The 15582-nt window shown below is 70.5% G+C and carries 14 protein-coding genes; 13 read left to right on the forward strand and 1 reads right to left on the reverse strand.

The genetic code is table 11. The features are described from left to right. The first annotated feature begins 116 nt into the window (after positions 1 to 116). The 7 genes from ITJ57_RS10315 (at position 117) to ITJ57_RS10345 (ending at position 9799) form a co-directional block, all read left to right on the forward strand. Complete coding sequence (locus tag ITJ57_RS10315; RefSeq protein WP_194669929.1) at positions 117 to 1376, forward strand: extracellular solute-binding protein; 1260 nt, start codon at positions 117 to 119, stop codon at positions 1374 to 1376. Positions 1377 to 1456: 80 nt separating this feature from the next. Further along, positions 1457 to 2416 (forward strand): carbohydrate ABC transporter permease, encoded by a 960-nt coding sequence (locus tag ITJ57_RS10320; RefSeq protein ID WP_194669930.1) that lies wholly within the window; start codon positions 1457 to 1459, stop codon positions 2414 to 2416. Continuing rightward, positions 2416 to 3309: a carbohydrate ABC transporter permease gene (locus ITJ57_RS10325; RefSeq protein ID WP_194669931.1), complete on the forward strand. Its 894-nt coding sequence runs from the start codon at positions 2416 to 2418 to the stop codon at positions 3307 to 3309. The genes ITJ57_RS10320 and ITJ57_RS10325 overlap by 1 nt, the downstream gene beginning before the upstream one ends. Continuing rightward, complete coding sequence (locus ITJ57_RS10330) at positions 3306 to 5705, forward strand: beta-glucosidase (RefSeq protein ID WP_194669932.1); 2400 nt, start codon at positions 3306 to 3308, stop codon at positions 5703 to 5705. The genes ITJ57_RS10325 and ITJ57_RS10330 overlap by 4 nt, the downstream gene beginning before the upstream one ends. Positions 5706 to 5708: 3 nt before the next feature. Then, complete coding sequence (locus ITJ57_RS10335) at positions 5709 to 7961, forward strand: beta-L-arabinofuranosidase domain-containing protein (RefSeq protein ID WP_194669933.1); 2253 nt, start codon at positions 5709 to 5711, stop codon at positions 7959 to 7961. Between the two features lie 80 nt (positions 7962 to 8041). Beyond that, a complete protein-coding gene (locus ITJ57_RS10340) occupies positions 8042 to 9019 on the forward strand; it encodes a LacI family DNA-binding transcriptional regulator (RefSeq protein WP_370582321.1) in 978 nt (325 codons plus the stop codon). Positions 9020 to 9085: 66 nt separating this feature from the next. After that, positions 9086 to 9799, forward strand: coding sequence for a cyclodeaminase/cyclohydrolase family protein (locus tag ITJ57_RS10345; protein WP_194669935.1), 714 nt, complete (start codon positions 9086 to 9088; stop codon positions 9797 to 9799). A gap of 22 nt (positions 9800 to 9821) precedes the next feature. On the opposite strand, the gene ITJ57_RS10350 is transcribed toward ITJ57_RS10345, so the two are convergent. Beyond that, positions 9822 to 10829, reverse strand: a complete 1008-nt coding sequence (locus tag ITJ57_RS10350; RefSeq protein WP_194669936.1) for a diacylglycerol kinase family protein — start codon at positions 10827 to 10829, stop codon at positions 9822 to 9824. Between the two features lie 78 nt (positions 10830 to 10907). Here ITJ57_RS10350 and arfB point away from each other — a divergent pair, with 78 nt between their 5' ends. The 6 genes from arfB to ITJ57_RS10380 all read left to right on the forward strand — a co-directional run bounded on the left by arfB (position 10908) and on the right by ITJ57_RS10380 (position 15569). After that, positions 10908 to 11330: an alternative ribosome rescue aminoacyl-tRNA hydrolase ArfB gene (gene arfB / locus ITJ57_RS10355; RefSeq protein WP_194669937.1), complete on the forward strand. Its 423-nt coding sequence runs from the start codon at positions 10908 to 10910 to the stop codon at positions 11328 to 11330. A 107-nt stretch (positions 11331 to 11437) separates the two neighbouring features. Next, the gene (locus ITJ57_RS10360) at positions 11438 to 12400 is read left to right on the forward strand and encodes an NAD(P)-dependent oxidoreductase (protein WP_194669938.1); all 963 of its coding nucleotides are present in this window, start codon (positions 11438 to 11440) and stop codon (positions 12398 to 12400) included. Positions 12401 to 12449: 49 nt separating this feature from the next. Then, positions 12450 to 13109 carry a ThuA domain-containing protein gene (locus ITJ57_RS10365; protein ID WP_370582324.1) on the forward strand — a complete coding sequence of 220 codons (660 nt, stop codon included), beginning with the start codon at positions 12450 to 12452 and terminating at the stop codon, positions 13107 to 13109. Between the two features lie 176 nt (positions 13110 to 13285). Beyond that, positions 13286 to 13636: a hypothetical protein gene (locus ITJ57_RS10370; protein WP_056006039.1), complete on the forward strand. Its 351-nt coding sequence runs from the start codon at positions 13286 to 13288 to the stop codon at positions 13634 to 13636. A gap of 49 nt (positions 13637 to 13685) precedes the next feature. Further along, on the forward strand, positions 13686 to 14729 hold the full coding sequence (locus ITJ57_RS10375; RefSeq protein ID WP_194669940.1) for an LLM class flavin-dependent oxidoreductase: 1044 nt from the start codon (positions 13686 to 13688) through the stop codon (positions 14727 to 14729). A 63-nt stretch (positions 14730 to 14792) separates the two neighbouring features. Beyond that, positions 14793 to 15569 (forward strand): SGNH/GDSL hydrolase family protein, encoded by a 777-nt coding sequence (locus ITJ57_RS10380; protein ID WP_194669941.1) that lies wholly within the window; start codon positions 14793 to 14795, stop codon positions 15567 to 15569. Positions 15570 to 15582 lie beyond the last annotated feature (13 nt).

A 15582-nucleotide genomic window follows, 5' to 3' on the forward strand; every position in this document is an offset into this window, starting at 1 on the left:
CCGGATGCTTCCCGATCCAGTCGACATCGGCGCGAGCCGGAGATCGCTCTCCGGCCGGTGACCGCAACGTAGCGCGACACCGCGGAACACGATCCCGCATAGGAGGGGGATTTCCAGTGAAATTCCGTCTTGCAGCAGCAGCAACCGTCGCCGTCATGGTCGGCGCCCTGGTCACCGGTTGTTCCGGGTCCGGCGGCGGCGATGACAAGACCTTCCAGTTCTGGTCCTTCACGGGCATCAACCAGAAGGCCGATGTCGAGAAGTACCAGGAAGCGCACCCCGACATCACCGTCAAGCTCACCGAGGTCGGCAGCACGCAGGAGACCGCCCAGGCGCTCACCGCCGCGCTGGCCGGCGGCAAGGTCCCCGACCTGGTGCTCATCCAGGGCGACGACCTGCCGAACTTCGTCGCCAACCCCGACAACTTCGTCGACCTGAGCACGATGGGTGCCGACGACATCTCCAAGGACTACCTGCCATGGGTCTGGAACCAGGCGGTGGCCCAGAACGACGCCGTCGTCGGGGTCCCGACCGATGTGGGCGGGATGTCGATGGCGTACCGTGCCGACCTCTTCGAGGCCGCCGGCCTGCCGTCGGACCCGGACGAGGTCGCAGCGCTGTGGCCGACCTGGGACGACTTCATCTCCGTCGGGCAGCAGTACGTCGCCGCCACCGGGAAGCCGTTCCTCGACAACGCCGGCACCTCGGTCTTCTTCCAGACCGTGAACCAGGTCGACGAGAAGTACTACACGCCGGAGGGCGAACTCGTGTACGACACGAACCCGCAGGTGAGGGAGGCGTTCGACATCTCGATCAAGGCGATCGAGGCCGGCATCACCGCGAACGTCCCCGCCTTCTCCACCGGCTGGAGCACGGGCAAGACCAACGGCGCCTTCGCCGCGATGGCGGCTCCCTCCTGGATGCTGAAGAGCATCAAGACGGACGCGCCCGACACCTCGGGCCAGTGGCGCGTGACGACGGTGCCCAAGGTCGCCGGCAACTGGGGTGGCAGCTACCTCGCCATCCCGAAGCGCGCGGCGAACCCGGAGGCCGCGTGGGCCTACATCAAGGAGATGCAGTCACCCGAGTCGCAGCTGAAGAACTTCACCGACACGGGCGCCCTGCCCAGCACGGTCTCCGCGTACGAGTCGACGGCGATCGCCGACTACACCGACCCGTTCTTCGGCGACTCGAAGATCGGTGACGTGCTCGGCAAGTCCCTGCAGGAGTTCAAGCCGTTCTTCAACGGTCCGGAGACCGCGACGATCGGCTCGGCGATGATCAACACCGTCACCGACGTCGAGGCGGGTAACACCCCACCGGACAAGGCGTGGGACGTCGCGATGAAGGCCGTGAAGGACGCCCTCGGCGACTGACCCGACCCCCGTCCTCACCTCCGCTCCGACCCGGGGCGTTCCGGCCGAGCAGCACGCCGGAACGCCCCCGAAGGATCATCGTGACCTCTTTCATCGCCCCACCCCGGCTGCTGCCGAAGCAGTCGCCCCCCGGTATCGGGACGCGGATCCGCAACACGCTGCCGGAACGCTTCGCCCCGTACATCTACATCGCCCCGTTCTTCCTGATCTTCGCCGTCTTCGGCCTGATCCCGCTCCTGTTCACCTTCGTGGTCTCCCTGTTCGACTGGAACCCGATCGGGCAACAGACGTTCATCGGCTTCGACAACTTCACGAGACTCGCCGCCGACCCCCGGTTCTGGAACGCGATGCTCAATACCTTCGCGATCTTCATCATCTCGACGGTGCCGCAACTGGTCATCGCGCTCGGGCTCGCGCACCTGCTCAACCACGTGCGGCTGCGCTTCGCGACCGGCTTCCGGATGGCCATGCTCGTGCCGTACATCACCTCGGTCGCGGCGACCACGATCGTGTTCGCCCAGTTGTTCGACCGCGACTACGGCCTGTTCAACTACCTGATCAGCTTCTTCGGCGGCGACCATGTCGACTTCCTGAACGACAAGGTCGGCTCCTGGTTCCTCGTCGCTCTGATGGTCGTCTGGCGATGGACGGGGTACACGACCCTGTTGTACCTGGCGGCCCTGCAGGCGATCCCGCGGGATGTCTACGAAGCCGCCGCGGTCGACGGTGCGGGTGGTTGGAAGCAGTTCGTCTACATCACCATCCCGTCGCTCCGGCCGATCATCGTCTTCACGATCGTCACCTCGACGATCGGCGGGCTCCAGGTGTTCACGGAACCGCTGCTGGTCAATCCGGCCACCGGTCTCACCTGTGGTGCGGCCCGGCAGTGTCAGACCCTCACGCTGTTCCTGTACGAGCAGGGCTTCGGCCAGTTCGAGTTCGGGTACGGGTCGGCGATCGGCGTCGCCCTGTTCGTGATCGTCGTACTCGTCGCCCTGCTGAACTTCTTCCTGTCCACCCGAACCCGAGGAGGACGCTGATGTCCGAGACGCTCAACTCCACCCAGCTGCAGGCGAGCGCGACCGCCGCCGGCCGGAAGCGGAACAGCGGCCGGATCGGCCGCATCCCGTGGTACACCTACGTGCTGCTCGTCTGCGCCGTCATCGTGAGCATGTTCCCGCTGTACTTCATGTTCGTGGTCGCCACCACGGATTCGGCTACGGCGACGACCCTGCCGCCGCGGCTGTACCCGGGCGACAACCTGTTCCACCTCGTCGGACTCGTCCTCGAGACGGTGCCGTTCGTCCAGTCGATGATCAACAGCCTCATCGTCGCGCTGTCGATCGGTGTCGGTTCGGCGCTGCTGTGCGCGCTGGCCGGCTTCGCCTTCGCGAAACTGGAGTTCCGGGGCCGGAACGCGCTGTTCATCCTGGTGGTCCTCACGATGACGGTGCCCACGCAGCTCAGCGTGATCCCGCAGTACCTCATCATCAGCGCCCTCGACTGGGTGGACACCCTGCAGGCGCTCATCGTCCCCGGGCTCGCGAGCGCGTTCGGCATCTTCTGGATGCGGCAGCACATCTCGAGCTCCGTCAGCGACGAGCTGTTGCAGGCGGCCAGACTCGACGGTGCCAACACCTGGCAGATCTTCTGGCGGATCGTCTTCCCGGTCATCCGTCCCGCGGCGTTCGTGCTCGGGCTGCTCGGGTTCGTCGGGTCCTGGAACGACTTCCTCTGGCCGTTCATCGTCCTGAAGTCGCCCGAGATGTACACCGTCCAGATCGCGATCAAGGCACTGCAGTCGCAGCGGTCGATCGATCTCGGTCTCGCGATGGCCGGCTCGTTCCTCGCCACCATCCCGCTGCTCATCGCCTTCGTGTTCGTCGGCAAGCGCATGGTGACGGGGATCATGGACGGAGCGTTCAAGGGATGACCCTGCAACACGAAGGCCCCCGGTCGGCCACGCGGCCGGTCGAGCGGGGTCGCTGGAACGATCGCCGTCTCGCTCCGGTGGAGCGGGCGCAGGCGCTCCTGGAAGCGATGACCCTCGAGGAGAAGGTGGCGCAGCTCGGCTCGGTGTGGTTCACCGACTCCGGAGGTGACTTCGCCCCGAGTGTCGAGGCGACCGAGACCACCGCAGCCGCTGAGACGGTGTCATCTCCCACAGACGACGGCTTCGTCGGCGGGCTCGGGCAGCTCACCCGGATCTTCGGGACCGAACCGGTGACGGTGCCGGACGGGGTGCGCCGACTCCGCGAGCTCCAGCAGCAGGTCGTCGACGGGAACCGCTTCGGCATCCCGGCGATCGCCCACGAGGAATGTCTGACGGGCTTCGCCGCGTACGGGGCGACCGCGTTCCCGACGCCGCTCGCCTGGGCCGCCACCTTCGACGAGGACCTCGTCGAACGGATGGCCGAGGCGATCGGCGACGACCTCCGCTCGGTCGGGGTCCATCAAGGACTCGCGCCGGTCCTCGACGTCGTGCGCGACTACCGCTGGGGGCGGGTCGAAGAGACGCTGGGGGAGGACCCGTACCTCGTCGGTCAGCTCGGCGCCGCCTACGTCCGCGGGCTCGAGCGTACGGGCGTCATCGCGACGCTCAAGCACTTCGCGGGCTATGCCGCCTCGCGCGGGGCGAAGAACCACGGTCCGGTCAGCATCGGACATCGTGAGCTCGCCGACGTCGTGCTGCCCCCGTTCGAGACCGCCATCCGGCTCGGCGGCGCGCGGAGCGTCATGAACGCGTACACCGACCTCGACGGTGTCCCTGCTGGAGCGAGCGTCGAGCTGCTCACGGGCGTCCTGCGCGACGCGTGGGGCTTCTACGGCACCGTGGTCGCCGACTACTGGGCCATCCCGTTCCTCGCGACGATGCACCGGGTCGCCGAGGGTGCAGCGGAAGCCGGAGCCCTCGCCCTCACCGCAGGGATCGACGTCGAGCTCCCGGAGACCGTCGGGTTCGGCGCCGCTCTGGTCGGCTCGGTCCGGGACGGCACCGTCAGCGAAGCGCTCGTCGACCGGGCTGTCCTCCGGCATCTGCGGCAGAAGGTCGAGCTCGGCCTGCTCGACGGGGGACCGCTGGTGCCGGAGGACGCCGCGGCGACCGACCTCGACGGTCCGCGGAACCGCGCCATCGCGACCCGTCTCGCCGAGGAGTCGATCGTGCTCCTCCGGAACAGCGGCGCGCTTCCGTTGGACGCGCGGTCACGCATCGCCGTGATCGGCCCGGCCGCCGACCAGTTCCGCAGTCTCGTCGGGTGTTACGCCTTCCCGAACCACGTCCTGTCGAAGCATCCGGGCCACGATCTCGGGATCGCGATCCCGACCCTGCTGGACGCGGTGCGCACGGAGTTCCCGGGTGCCGACCTCGTGTCGGAGGAGGGCTGCGGCATCACCACCACCGACCGTGCCGGCATCCCGGCGGCCGTGAAGGCGGCGGCCGAGGCCGACGTCGTCGTGCTCGCCGTGGGCGACATCGCCGGCCTTTTCGGCGACGGCACCTCCGGCGAAGGGTGCGACGCCGAGGACCTCCGGCTCCCGGGTGGACAGCACGAGCTCGTGCTCGCCGTCCTCGCGACGGGCACACCGGTCGTCCTCGTCGTGTTGTCCGGACGCCCGTACGCGCTGGGCGAATACGTAACCGCCGATGCGGTGGTGCAGGCGTTCTTCCCCGGCCAGGAGGGTGCCGCAGCCGTCGCCGGTGTCCTCTCCGGACGCGTCGCGCCGAGCGGACGGCTCCCGGTCCAGATCCCTCGGTCACCGGCCATGTCGGGCACGTCGCTGCAACCACCACTCGGCCTCGCGTCGCGGGGGATCAGCGTGCTCGATCCCACGCCGCTCTACTCGTTCGGTCACGGACTGACCGCCGGGGACGTCCGTTACCGCTCGCTCGAGGCCGCCCCGGAACTCGCCGTTGACGGAGAACTCCTGGTGGACGTGACGGTCGAGAACGCCGGTGCCACGGACGCCGTCGAGGTCGTCCAGCTCTACGGCACGGACCTCGTCGCCTCGGTCGTCCGGCCCGCCGTCGAGCTCCTCGCGTTCGCGCGCATCGACCTCGCGGCGGGGACGACGGCGACGGTCCGGTTCACCGTGTCCGCCGACCGGCTCTCGTTCACCGGGGTCGACGGCCGGCGGATCGTCGAGCCGGGCAGGTCCACGCTGTCAGCCGGTCCCTCGGCCGGCGACCGGCCTGTCGCCCGGACGATCGAGGTGACCGGTGCGCGGCGCGTCCTCACCGGCCCACGCAGCCTCAGGGTGGACTGGCACCGACTCGGTACAGGGGATCGCGTCGACGGCCTCGCGGTCGCCCCGACGGGAGGTCGGTGAGCCATGCCGTTCATCCCCGTCTCCCAGGTGACACTCACCGGGGGCCCGCTCCTGCAGGCGCAGGAGGCCGACCGTGCCTATCTTCACGCCCTCGAACCGGACCGGCTCCTCGCTCCGTTCCTCCGCGAGGCCGGACTCCCGACTCGCGCCGCGTCCTACGACGACTGGGAGCGGCGCGGGCTCGACGGCCACACCGCGGGTCACTACCTCTCGGCCTGCTCCCTCATGGTGGCGTCGACCGGCGACGAGGTCCTTGCGTCGCGGCTCGCGTACACGGTCGCAGAGCTCTCGCGTGCGCAGGCCCACCTCGGCACGGGATACGTCGGCGGCATCCCGAGGAGCGCCGAACTGTGGGCGGAGGTGGCGGAGGGCATCACGGCATCGATCTTCGGCGGCGACCGCTGGGTGCCCTGGTACAACCTGCACAAGCTGTACGGGGGCCTCATCGACGCCGCGCGCCTGACCGGGAACCAGGCGGCCCGTGACGTCGTCGTGCGCCTGGCGGACTGGTGGGAGGCACTGGCGTCCGGCATCGACGAGGAGCACTTCCAGCTGATGCTCGAGACCGAGATCGGCGGGATGAACGAGGCCTACGTCGATCTGTTCGACCTGACGGGAGACCCGCGCCACCTCGCCATGTCGGCTCGCTTCACCGGCGCAGCCCTCAGCGGCCCCTTGTCGCGCTCCTCCGACGAACTGACCGGCTTGCACGCGAACACTCGCATCCCGCAATTCGTCGGTTTCGCCGCGTTGGCCGCTCGCAACGGTGATCCCGCGCTCGGGCGGGCCGCCCGGTTCGCCTGGCAGACCATCGTGACGCGCCGGTCGGTGGCGATCGGCGGCAACAGCGTGCGTGAGCACTTCCACGCCGTCGACGACTTCACGCCGATGTCGGAGGACCGCGAAGGCCCCGAGACCTGCAACAGCTACAACCTGATCAAGCTGGGGAGGCGGCTCACCGCGGACGCGGCCGATCCGGACGTCACCGACATGATCGAGCGCATCCTCTTCAACCACCTCCTGTCCGCGCAGCATCCCGGACACGGCGGTCTCGTCTACTTCACGTCGATGCGGCCGGATCACTACCGCGTGTACTCCGCGCCGCAGCACAGCTTCTGGTGCTGCGTCGGGACGGGGCTCGAGAGCCACGCGAAACACGGGGAGTCCTTGTACCGGCTCGACGGCGAGGCGGTGTCGGTGGAGCTCTTCGCGTCGTCGACCGTCCGCATCCCGGAGCTCGGCCTCGTGCTCGAGCAGGAGACCGCGTTCCCATCCGACGGCCTGGTGGCACTGACCTTCCGGCTCGAGCGGGGCAGGCGGTTCCCAGTACACATCCGCGTGCCGGGGTGGACCGCCTCGGTGCCGCTCGTGCGGGTGAACGGCATCGAGATCCAGGCGACGGTCGACCGCGGGCACCTCGTCCTGGACCGCGGGTGGGAGGACGGAGACGTCGTGTCGTTCGAGCTCGGGATGAGCGGACGGTCGGAACCGTTCCCCGACGGGTCCGACTGGACGGCGTTGCTCTGGGGTCCGTCCGTCCTCGCGGTACGCGGGTCGGCGCTCGACGCCGAGACGGTCATCGCCGACCGACCGCGCGCCGCACACACGGCGGTCGGCCCGCTCACCCCGCTCGCCACGGCGCCGATCATCCCGCGGTCGTCCGTGCCCCGCCGCGATGCGGACGGCTCCTTCCTGGTCGACTCGGATCGGGGACCGATCCGGCTGGAGCCGTTCGCCGGACTCCACGACGCGAGGTACACCGTGAGCTTCCCCGTCGCCGCCGGCTCGGACCAGCGGTCCGTCGAGGAGCGCCGTGCGCGTCTGGCCGATCGGGACCGGATCGCCGCGACGCTCGACGGACGGACGGTCGACCGCGTCGCGCTGGGCGAGCAACAACCGGAGGCCGATCACGGGTTCCGAGGCGCGTCGACCCGCTCAGGAGCAGCGGGCGGTGTCCGGTGGCGCAGCACCTCGGACCGGATGTCGGTCACCCTCGTGGACCCGCACCTGCTGGCGCGCGTCGTCAGGGTCTCGTGGCTGCCCGCCGACGACATTCGGGGGTTCGCGATCGAGATCGACGGCCTGGTCGCTGAGGAGCAGCTCGGCGGACGCGATGGAGACCGGGCCTGGGTCGAGATTCCGTTGCCCCCGACGACCGCCGGCTGGGGCGTCAGACGGTTCACCATCGTCGCCCCGTCGGGGGAGGAGACCCCGCGGATGACCGAACTCAGGGTGCTGACGGCGAGTAACGCCTGAGCGGGTTGCGGGCGCGCGGGCCGCACGTGCGAGACGATGGGGACATGACGACGACGCCCGATCACGAAGATGATCGGGGGGTGACGCTCGCAGACGTCGCTGCGAGGTCCGGTTTCTCGGTTTCCCTCGTCTCGCGCGTCCTGTCCGGCAAGCGCCACGCGGCCCCCGAGACCCGGGACCGCATCCTCGCGGTCGCGCTCGAACTCGGGTACGACCGATCGGCACAGCGGCGCGGCCGGCCGCGGTCCGTGCCTCGGCTCCTCGACCTGGCGATGAGCCAATGGGACGATCCCTGGGCGAACACCGTCGTCACCAGCGTCCGGCGGGCGGCCGCCGCTGCCGACTACGACCTCGTGCTCACCCCGGAGAGCGACTCGATGGTCGACGACTGGCCCAACCGCGCGCGGGCACGCGGCTCGGCCGGCGTCGTCGTGTGCTTGATCCGCCCCAACGTCTCGCAGCTCGACATCCTCGCTTCGGCGAATATCCCGGTCGTCTTGCTCGACCCGCGTGCCGAGCCCGCGCGAAGCCTGCCGAGCGTCGGCTCGACGGACTGGCAGGGCGGCTTCGACGCGGGTCGGCACCTCGCCCGTCGCGGGACCCGGCGGTTCCTGATCATCACCGGGAGACCGAAGTACCGGTTCGGCCGTGCGCGTGAGGCGGGGTTCCGCACCGCGGTCGAGCGGTTCGCCGAGGGTGCGACGGTCGAGGAGATCTCGTCGCCCTGGTCCTCCGAGAGCGCGTTCGTCTCCGTCCGTCGGTTGCTGCGGCAGGGCGGGCTGCCGATCGGCGTCTTCAGCTGCAACGACGAGATGGCGTACGGCGTCTACCGGGCGGTCGAGGAACTGCAGTTGCGCATCCCCGACGACGTCCGGGTGGTCGGGTTCGACGATCTCCCGCAGTCCCGGCTCATGCCCCCGCCGATGACGACGGTCCGGCAACCCATGCGGGCCATGGCGGCGCGAGCCGTGCAGCTCGTGCTCGATGCGGAACCCGGCGCCGACCCGGGGGACCGTGCCGAGTTCCCGACGGAGCTCATCGTCCGCGCCTCCAGCTGAGCCTGGCCGCAACGCACCCCCGCAAGCCCTGCCGCCCGGCGCTCGACCGCAGCGAGAATGGTCTCCATGACGGGATCACCGGAGCAGGACGAGGTGTCGACGGAGCGCTCCAGCGTCTCCGAGTGGATGCGGGCGTTGGGGCGGGCGACGGGGAACCCCGGCGGTGGTGCCGCGTCCGGCCTCATGCTGTCGATCGCCGCCGGCCTCACGGCGATGGTCGCGGGGTACACGGAGCCGGAGCATGCGTCGGCGGGCGGAACCGAGCGGAGCGGAAGCACCTCGGGATCCGGCGACGATCCGGAGGCGACGGTCACCGCCCTGCGCGCCAGGGCCGAGGCACGTTCAGCACTCGCCCTCCGCCTGGCCGATGCCGACGCGGAGGCCTCTCACGCGTTCGGCAGCGCCTTCCGGCGGCCACGGGGTCCGGAGCGTGACGAGGCGATCCGCGCGGCGTCGATCGAGGCGGCCGCCGCTTCGGCGCGGCTCGGGGAACACGCCGTCGAGGCCGTCGACGATCTCGCCTGGTTGGCCGAGCACGGCAATCCGGCGTTGATCGCCGACGTGGCGGTCGCGATCGGCGCCCTCCGTGCCGCGATCACCGGCGCGCGCACGAACGTCAGTTTCGACCTCGGTTCGGTGCGCAGCGCCCACGAATCGCTCGAGGAGGTCCGCCGGGCGGAGCCGGCACTGTTCGACCTCGTGCCGGTGTTCGACCGCGCCCTCGAGCGGATCGACCGGCTCGCAGGCTCCATCGACGCCGACGCGGCACCCACGGAGTGACCCGCTGCGCCCGGTCGCGGGGTCAGTCGGCGAGCGGACGCGGAGCGGCGCCGTCCGATACCCGGACGATCAGCGCGTGGTGGAGGTTGGTCAGGGCGACCGAGGTCACGGCGCCGTGGGAGTCCCCGTCGAGTTGGATCTCCTGGGGCTCGTCCAGTCGCACCCGCATCGACGTCGCCTGGGCGTAGCTGATGGCGCGGACCTTCGGCGAGAACCGCCCGACGAGCCGACCGAACCTCGTGCGGTGGAGCATCCGGTTGAAGGTCAGGCGGTAGCCGATGTTCGTCCACCCCGGGCCGCGTCCCGGCCGGAGCATGACGGCGTCGAGAAGGCCGTCGTCGACGACCGCCTCCGGGAGCAGCAGGACGCCTCCGGTGAGCGTCCCGGAGTTGCCGACGATGATCGTGTGCGCCCGGGCGGTCGCCTCCGGGAGGTCGTCCAGGCGGTAGTGCAGGTCGAACTGGCGGTTGCCGAAGATGCTCCGCGCGATGGGGTCCGAGTACGCCAGCCACCCGATCCGTCGTTTCAGCCACGCGTTGGTGTGGCCGGCCATGTGCGCGTCGAGTCCGATGCCGGCCATCACGAGGAAGACCTCGTCCCCGTGCGTGCCGTCCGAACGGCCGAGACGCACCTGACCGACGTCGACGAGCTGATCGCGCCCCGAACAAGCGATCTCGACCGACCGACGCAGGTCGTTCAGCGGCAGGTCGAGCGCTCGCGCGAAGAGGTTGCCGGTCCCGGCCGGCACGAGCGCGAGGGGGATGCCGGTGGAGGCGAAGACCCCGGCGGCGACCCGGAGCGTCCCGTCCCCGCCGGCGACGAGGATGACGGAGGGTGCGGTCGCGATGGCGGCCTCGGCCGCGGCACGGCCGTCGTCGTCGGCGCTCGTCTCGTGCCAGGTCGAGGGGGACAGTCCATGGACCGCCTCGGCGTCCGCGACGGCGGCGCGGAGCGCGGCGACATCCACCTTGGAGGGGTTGACGACGACGGCGGCCCGTCGGGGGCCGGGTCCGGCTGGTGCGGCGTTCACAGCCCCAAGGATAGGAGGCGGATGCTCGGAAGCCGCCGTGGACGCCGGGGCGCCGTCGCCTCGTGAGACGCTTGCACCATGGACCTCGAGGTGTCGCCTCAGCTGACGATCCCCGCCGCCGAACTCCGGTGGCGGTTCTCGCGGTCGTCGGGGCCCGGAGGGCAGCACGTCAACACCTCGGACAGTCGCGTCCAATTGTCCTGGAGTGTGGCCGAGTCCGTCGTGCTCTCCGAGGCGCAGCGTGAGCGGCTCCTCGCCCAGCTCGGTGCCCGGCTCGTCGCCGGCACCATCACGGTGACCGTGTCGCAGGAACGGTCCCAGCTGCGCAACCGTGAGCTCGCCCTGGACGCGTTGGCCAGACGCCTGCGCGCGGCGCTCGCGCCGTCCGCCGCGCCTCGTCGGCCCACCCGCCCGACCCGTGGATCGGCTCGACGCCACACCGCGGCGAAGCAACGGCGTTCGGCCACGAAGCAGCAACGGCGACGCCCCGCCGACGACTGACGTCCGTCGCCGTCCGCGGCAAGGTCCTGCAACACCCGCGCGACTCGACTAGCCTGCCGTGCAGGCGCAGCCCCGAGGACGTCGGCGTGCGCGAACGGAGGATCATCATGCGAATCGTCGTCATCGGGGGTACGGGCCACATCGGGTCGTTCCTCGTTCCGAGACTCGTCCGGGCCGGCCATGAGGTCGTCAGTGTCAGCCGTGGGACGCGCGCGCCCTACGCCGAGGCCTCGGAATGGGATCACGTCGAGCGACTCGTCGTCGACCGCGAGGCCGAAGACCGGGCGGGGACGTTCCCGGCACGGATCGCCGCGCTCGGCTGCGACGTCGTGATCGATCTGGTCTGCTTCACCCTGCCGTCCGCCGAGGCGCTCGTCGAAGGCCTCCGCGGCCGCGTCGGACACCTGCTGCACTGCGGGTCGATCTGGCGGTACGGTCCGAGCGCCGTCGTACCCATCGTCGAGGGTGGCGGGACGCCGCCGTTCGGGGAGTACGGCGTCGAGAAGGACCGCATCGCCCGGATGCTCCAGGCAGAGACCGCCAACAGCGGCCTGGTGACGACGTCGCTCCACCCCGGCCACATCGTCGGGCCTGGCTGGGCGCCGGTGAACCCGATGGGCAACTTCGACCCCGACGTCTGGCGGATCCTCGCGGACGGGCAGCCGCTGCGCGTCCCAGGCCTCGGCGCCGAGATGCTGCACCACGTCCACGCCGACGACGTCGCCCAGGCGTTCGAGCTCGCGGTGGCGCACCGGGACCGCGTGGCCGGCGAGGACCTCAACGTCACCTCGGCCTCGGCGATCACCGTGCGCGGGTTCGCCGAAGCGGCGGCATCCTGGTTCGGGCGGTCGGCCAGCCTCACGCCGGTCACCTGGGAGGAGTTCCGTTCCACCACGAGCGAAGAACACTCGAACACCTCGTGGGAGCACCTGGTGCGCAGTCACTGCGTCTCCATCGAGAAAGCCCGCGCCTTGCTCGGGTATGCACCGAAGCACACCTCGACGGATGCGGTCAGGGACGCGCTCCGCTGGCTCGTCGCCAACGACGAGCTGGACGTCCCGAGCCCGTGACCCGGCAGGCCGTCACGACATCCACCACCGACCGAGGAATGGAGCAGCGGTGAAGGCACTGATCGCCACGGGGACGGGTCGGTACGGCGACCCCTGGCACCCCTATCCGAGGACGAGCCCGATCCTCGCGGAGATCGCTCGGAACGCCGGCTTCGCGGTCGAGGTCGATGAGGATGTCGACCGCGCGATGACCAGGCTCGCCGACGTCGACCTGCTGATCGTGAACGCCGGTGACCCGTGGCGGTCGGAGGAGTCCGGCCGGGCACCTGCCGCCTCGGTCGAGGGATTCGCCGAGGCGCTGCGCCGAGGCGTCGGCGTGCTCGCCGTGCACGCCGCGCTCGCCTCACTCCGCGACTATCCCGAGTGGGCCCCGGCGATCGGCGCCATGTGGCTTCCCGGTGTGTCCTGGCATCCGCCGATCGGCCACTCCGTCGTCCGCGGGCTCACAATGCCCGACGGCGGGCGGGTCGCCGACGTGCCGATCGAGGACGAGCAGTACCTGCGGTTGCAGGCGATCGGTCGGAGCACGACGGTCGCCGAACACGAAGTGGACGGCGAGCGGTTCCCCGCGGTGTGGGTCCGTGAGGCCGGAGCCGCGCGAATCGCCGTCGACGCCCTCGGACACGATGAGCGCTCGTACGCCGCTCCCGAGCATCGCGCCCTCGTCGCGTCGCTCGCCCGATGGGCGGCGCGGGCCCCGTCGGCATGATGCGGAACGGATCCCGACGGACGCCGTGTGTCGCGTGACCGCTCCGGATGCAAGCCCCGAGGGAAAGGACGTCGCGCCGCTTTCGCGGGTCTAGGATCCTGTTCGGGGTTGCGAGAGAGCGGGAACACCGGCCGCGGCCCGTGTCAGGATCCGGGACCCCGAGAAAGCCGCACCACGTGTCACACGACCTCATGTCATCCGAGCGCACCGTCGAGCGCATCATGCGTACCGGAACCGTCTGGTTCGGTGTCGCCGTCGGGAGTACCGCGATCACCCTGGGGCTGCTGCTCGCCTCCGGCTGGCGCCCCGCGATCCTCACCGAGGGGCTCCGCGTGCTGTGGTGGTGCTGCTCCGTCATCGTCGGCTTGAGCATCGGGCTGCTGGGCTGGTCCGGATGCCCGATCCTGGAGGTGGACGTCCCGACGGCGTCCCGCAACAAGTCGCTCACCATGCAGCTCGGCACCATGCTCTTCATCCTCGGCAGCATCGGGGCGATGTTCACCGTGCTGCTCGGCGCACCGAGCTGACGTCCTGCCGAGGGCGCATCCTGTCGCACTGCCGTCGTAGGGTCGGAGTATGCCCCGATCCTCAGCACCGCTCCGCAGACTCGGCTTCCTCACGATGGGCCTGTTCGACCCCGAGGATCCGGCGGGCGGGCACGAGTCCACGCTGCGACTCATCGATCTCGGTGAGCACCTCGGGTTCGACAGCGCCTGGTTGCGACACCGCCACCTGCAGTTCGGCATCTCGTCCCCGGTCGCCGTCCTCGCCGCGGCCAGCCAACGCACCACGCGGATCGCGCTCGGGACGGCGGTGACCCCGCTGGGTGCCGAGAACCCCTTCCGACTGGCCGAGGACCTCGGCACGGTCGACGTGCTGGCCGGCGGACGCCTGCTGCCGGGCTTCAGCACGGGTGAGCCGATGCGGTTCGACGCGTTCAAGGACGCCCTGTATCCCACCACCCTCGAGCAGGAGGACCTCGGGTACGACCGCGTCCTGCGGTTGCGGTCCTTCATCCGCGGTGACGTCGTGAGCGACACCGCCGGTCGCGAGGGGCAGGAGGACTACTCCTCGCGCGTCGAGCCGCACGCGGCCGGGCTCGCCGAGCGGCTCTGGTACGGCGCCGGCAGCCTCCGCTCGGCCGGCTGGGCCGGGGAGCACGGCTTCAACCTGCTCACCAGCAGCGTCATCGCGGCGGAGGACGGCACGACCGACTTCGCCGCGAACCAAGCGGCGCAGGTCAGGCTGTTCCGCGAGCGGCACCCCGACGGCGCGCGGGCCCGCGTGTCGCAGGGCCTCGTGGTCATGCCGACCGACTCCGCCACGTCCGCGCAACGCAGCCGGTACCGCGACTACGTCGAGTCGAGGCGGCACCGCGTCGGCGTCGCGCACGGTCCGCGCCGCATGCTGTTCGCCGAGGACCTGCTGGGTACGAGTGCCGAGATCGCGGAGCGACTGCACGAGCACGCCGGGTTCCAGGAGGTGGACGAGGTCGCATTCGCGTTGCCGTTCACCCTCGAACCCGACGACTATACGCAGTTGCTCACCGACATCGCCGGCGCCCTCGGGCCGGCGCTCGGATGGCGGCCGGCCGCGGACGGCGAGACCAGACCGGCCTGAGCCGGACGTCCGGCCCGGAACGACTCGTCCGAGTCGACACCCGGTCGCGCGTAGGGTGCAGGTATGACGCAGCACGGGTTCAGGCGGTACGTGGCCATCGGCGACAGCTTCAGCGAGGGGTACGGCGACGTCCGCGACGACGGCTCGTTGCGCGGATGGGCCGATTTCGTGGCGCTCGGGCTCGCCCGGTCGAGCACCGAGCCGGTCGCCTACGCGAACCTGGCCATCCGTGGCCGCAAGCTCATCCCGATCCTCGACGAGCAGCTCGATCGGGCCATCGCGATGGGGCCGGACCTCGTCAGCTTCAACGGCGGTGGGAACGACATCATGCGCCCTCGGGTGTCGATCGACGGCGTCGCCGATCGACTCGACGGTGCGGTCGAGCGGCTGCGCAGCGGGGGAGCGCACGTCCTGCTCCTGAGCGGGGCGAACCCGTCCGCGCACATCCCGATGGGCTCGCTCCTCGCGCGCCGCGGTGAGCAGCTCGCCCGAGCGGTCCGCGTCCGGTACCCGCGCGACGGCGTCACCTTCGTCGACAACTGGGCCGACGAGCCGCTGGGCGATCTCCGCTACTGGTCCGTGGACCGCCTGCACCTCAACGCGCTCGGCCACGCCCGCGTGGCGAGCAACGTCCTCACGGCCGTCGGGGTGCCGGTGCCCGAGGAGTGGGGGATCGACGACGTCGCGGCGGCGCCGCCCGGCCCACGCCAGCGCCGAACGGCCGCCTACTATCGCGAGCACGTGCTGCCGTGGATCGGACGCCGGTTGACCGGGCGGTCCTCCGGCGACGGTCGCGAACCGAAGATCGCGGAGCTCCAGCCGGTGGACCCGCGCGGCTGACCGCGCGGGCCGG

Origin of the sequence: Plantibacter sp. VKM Ac-2880, assembly GCF_015351235.1 — a bacterium.
GTDB lineage: Bacteria > Actinomycetota > Actinomycetes > Actinomycetales > Microbacteriaceae > Plantibacter.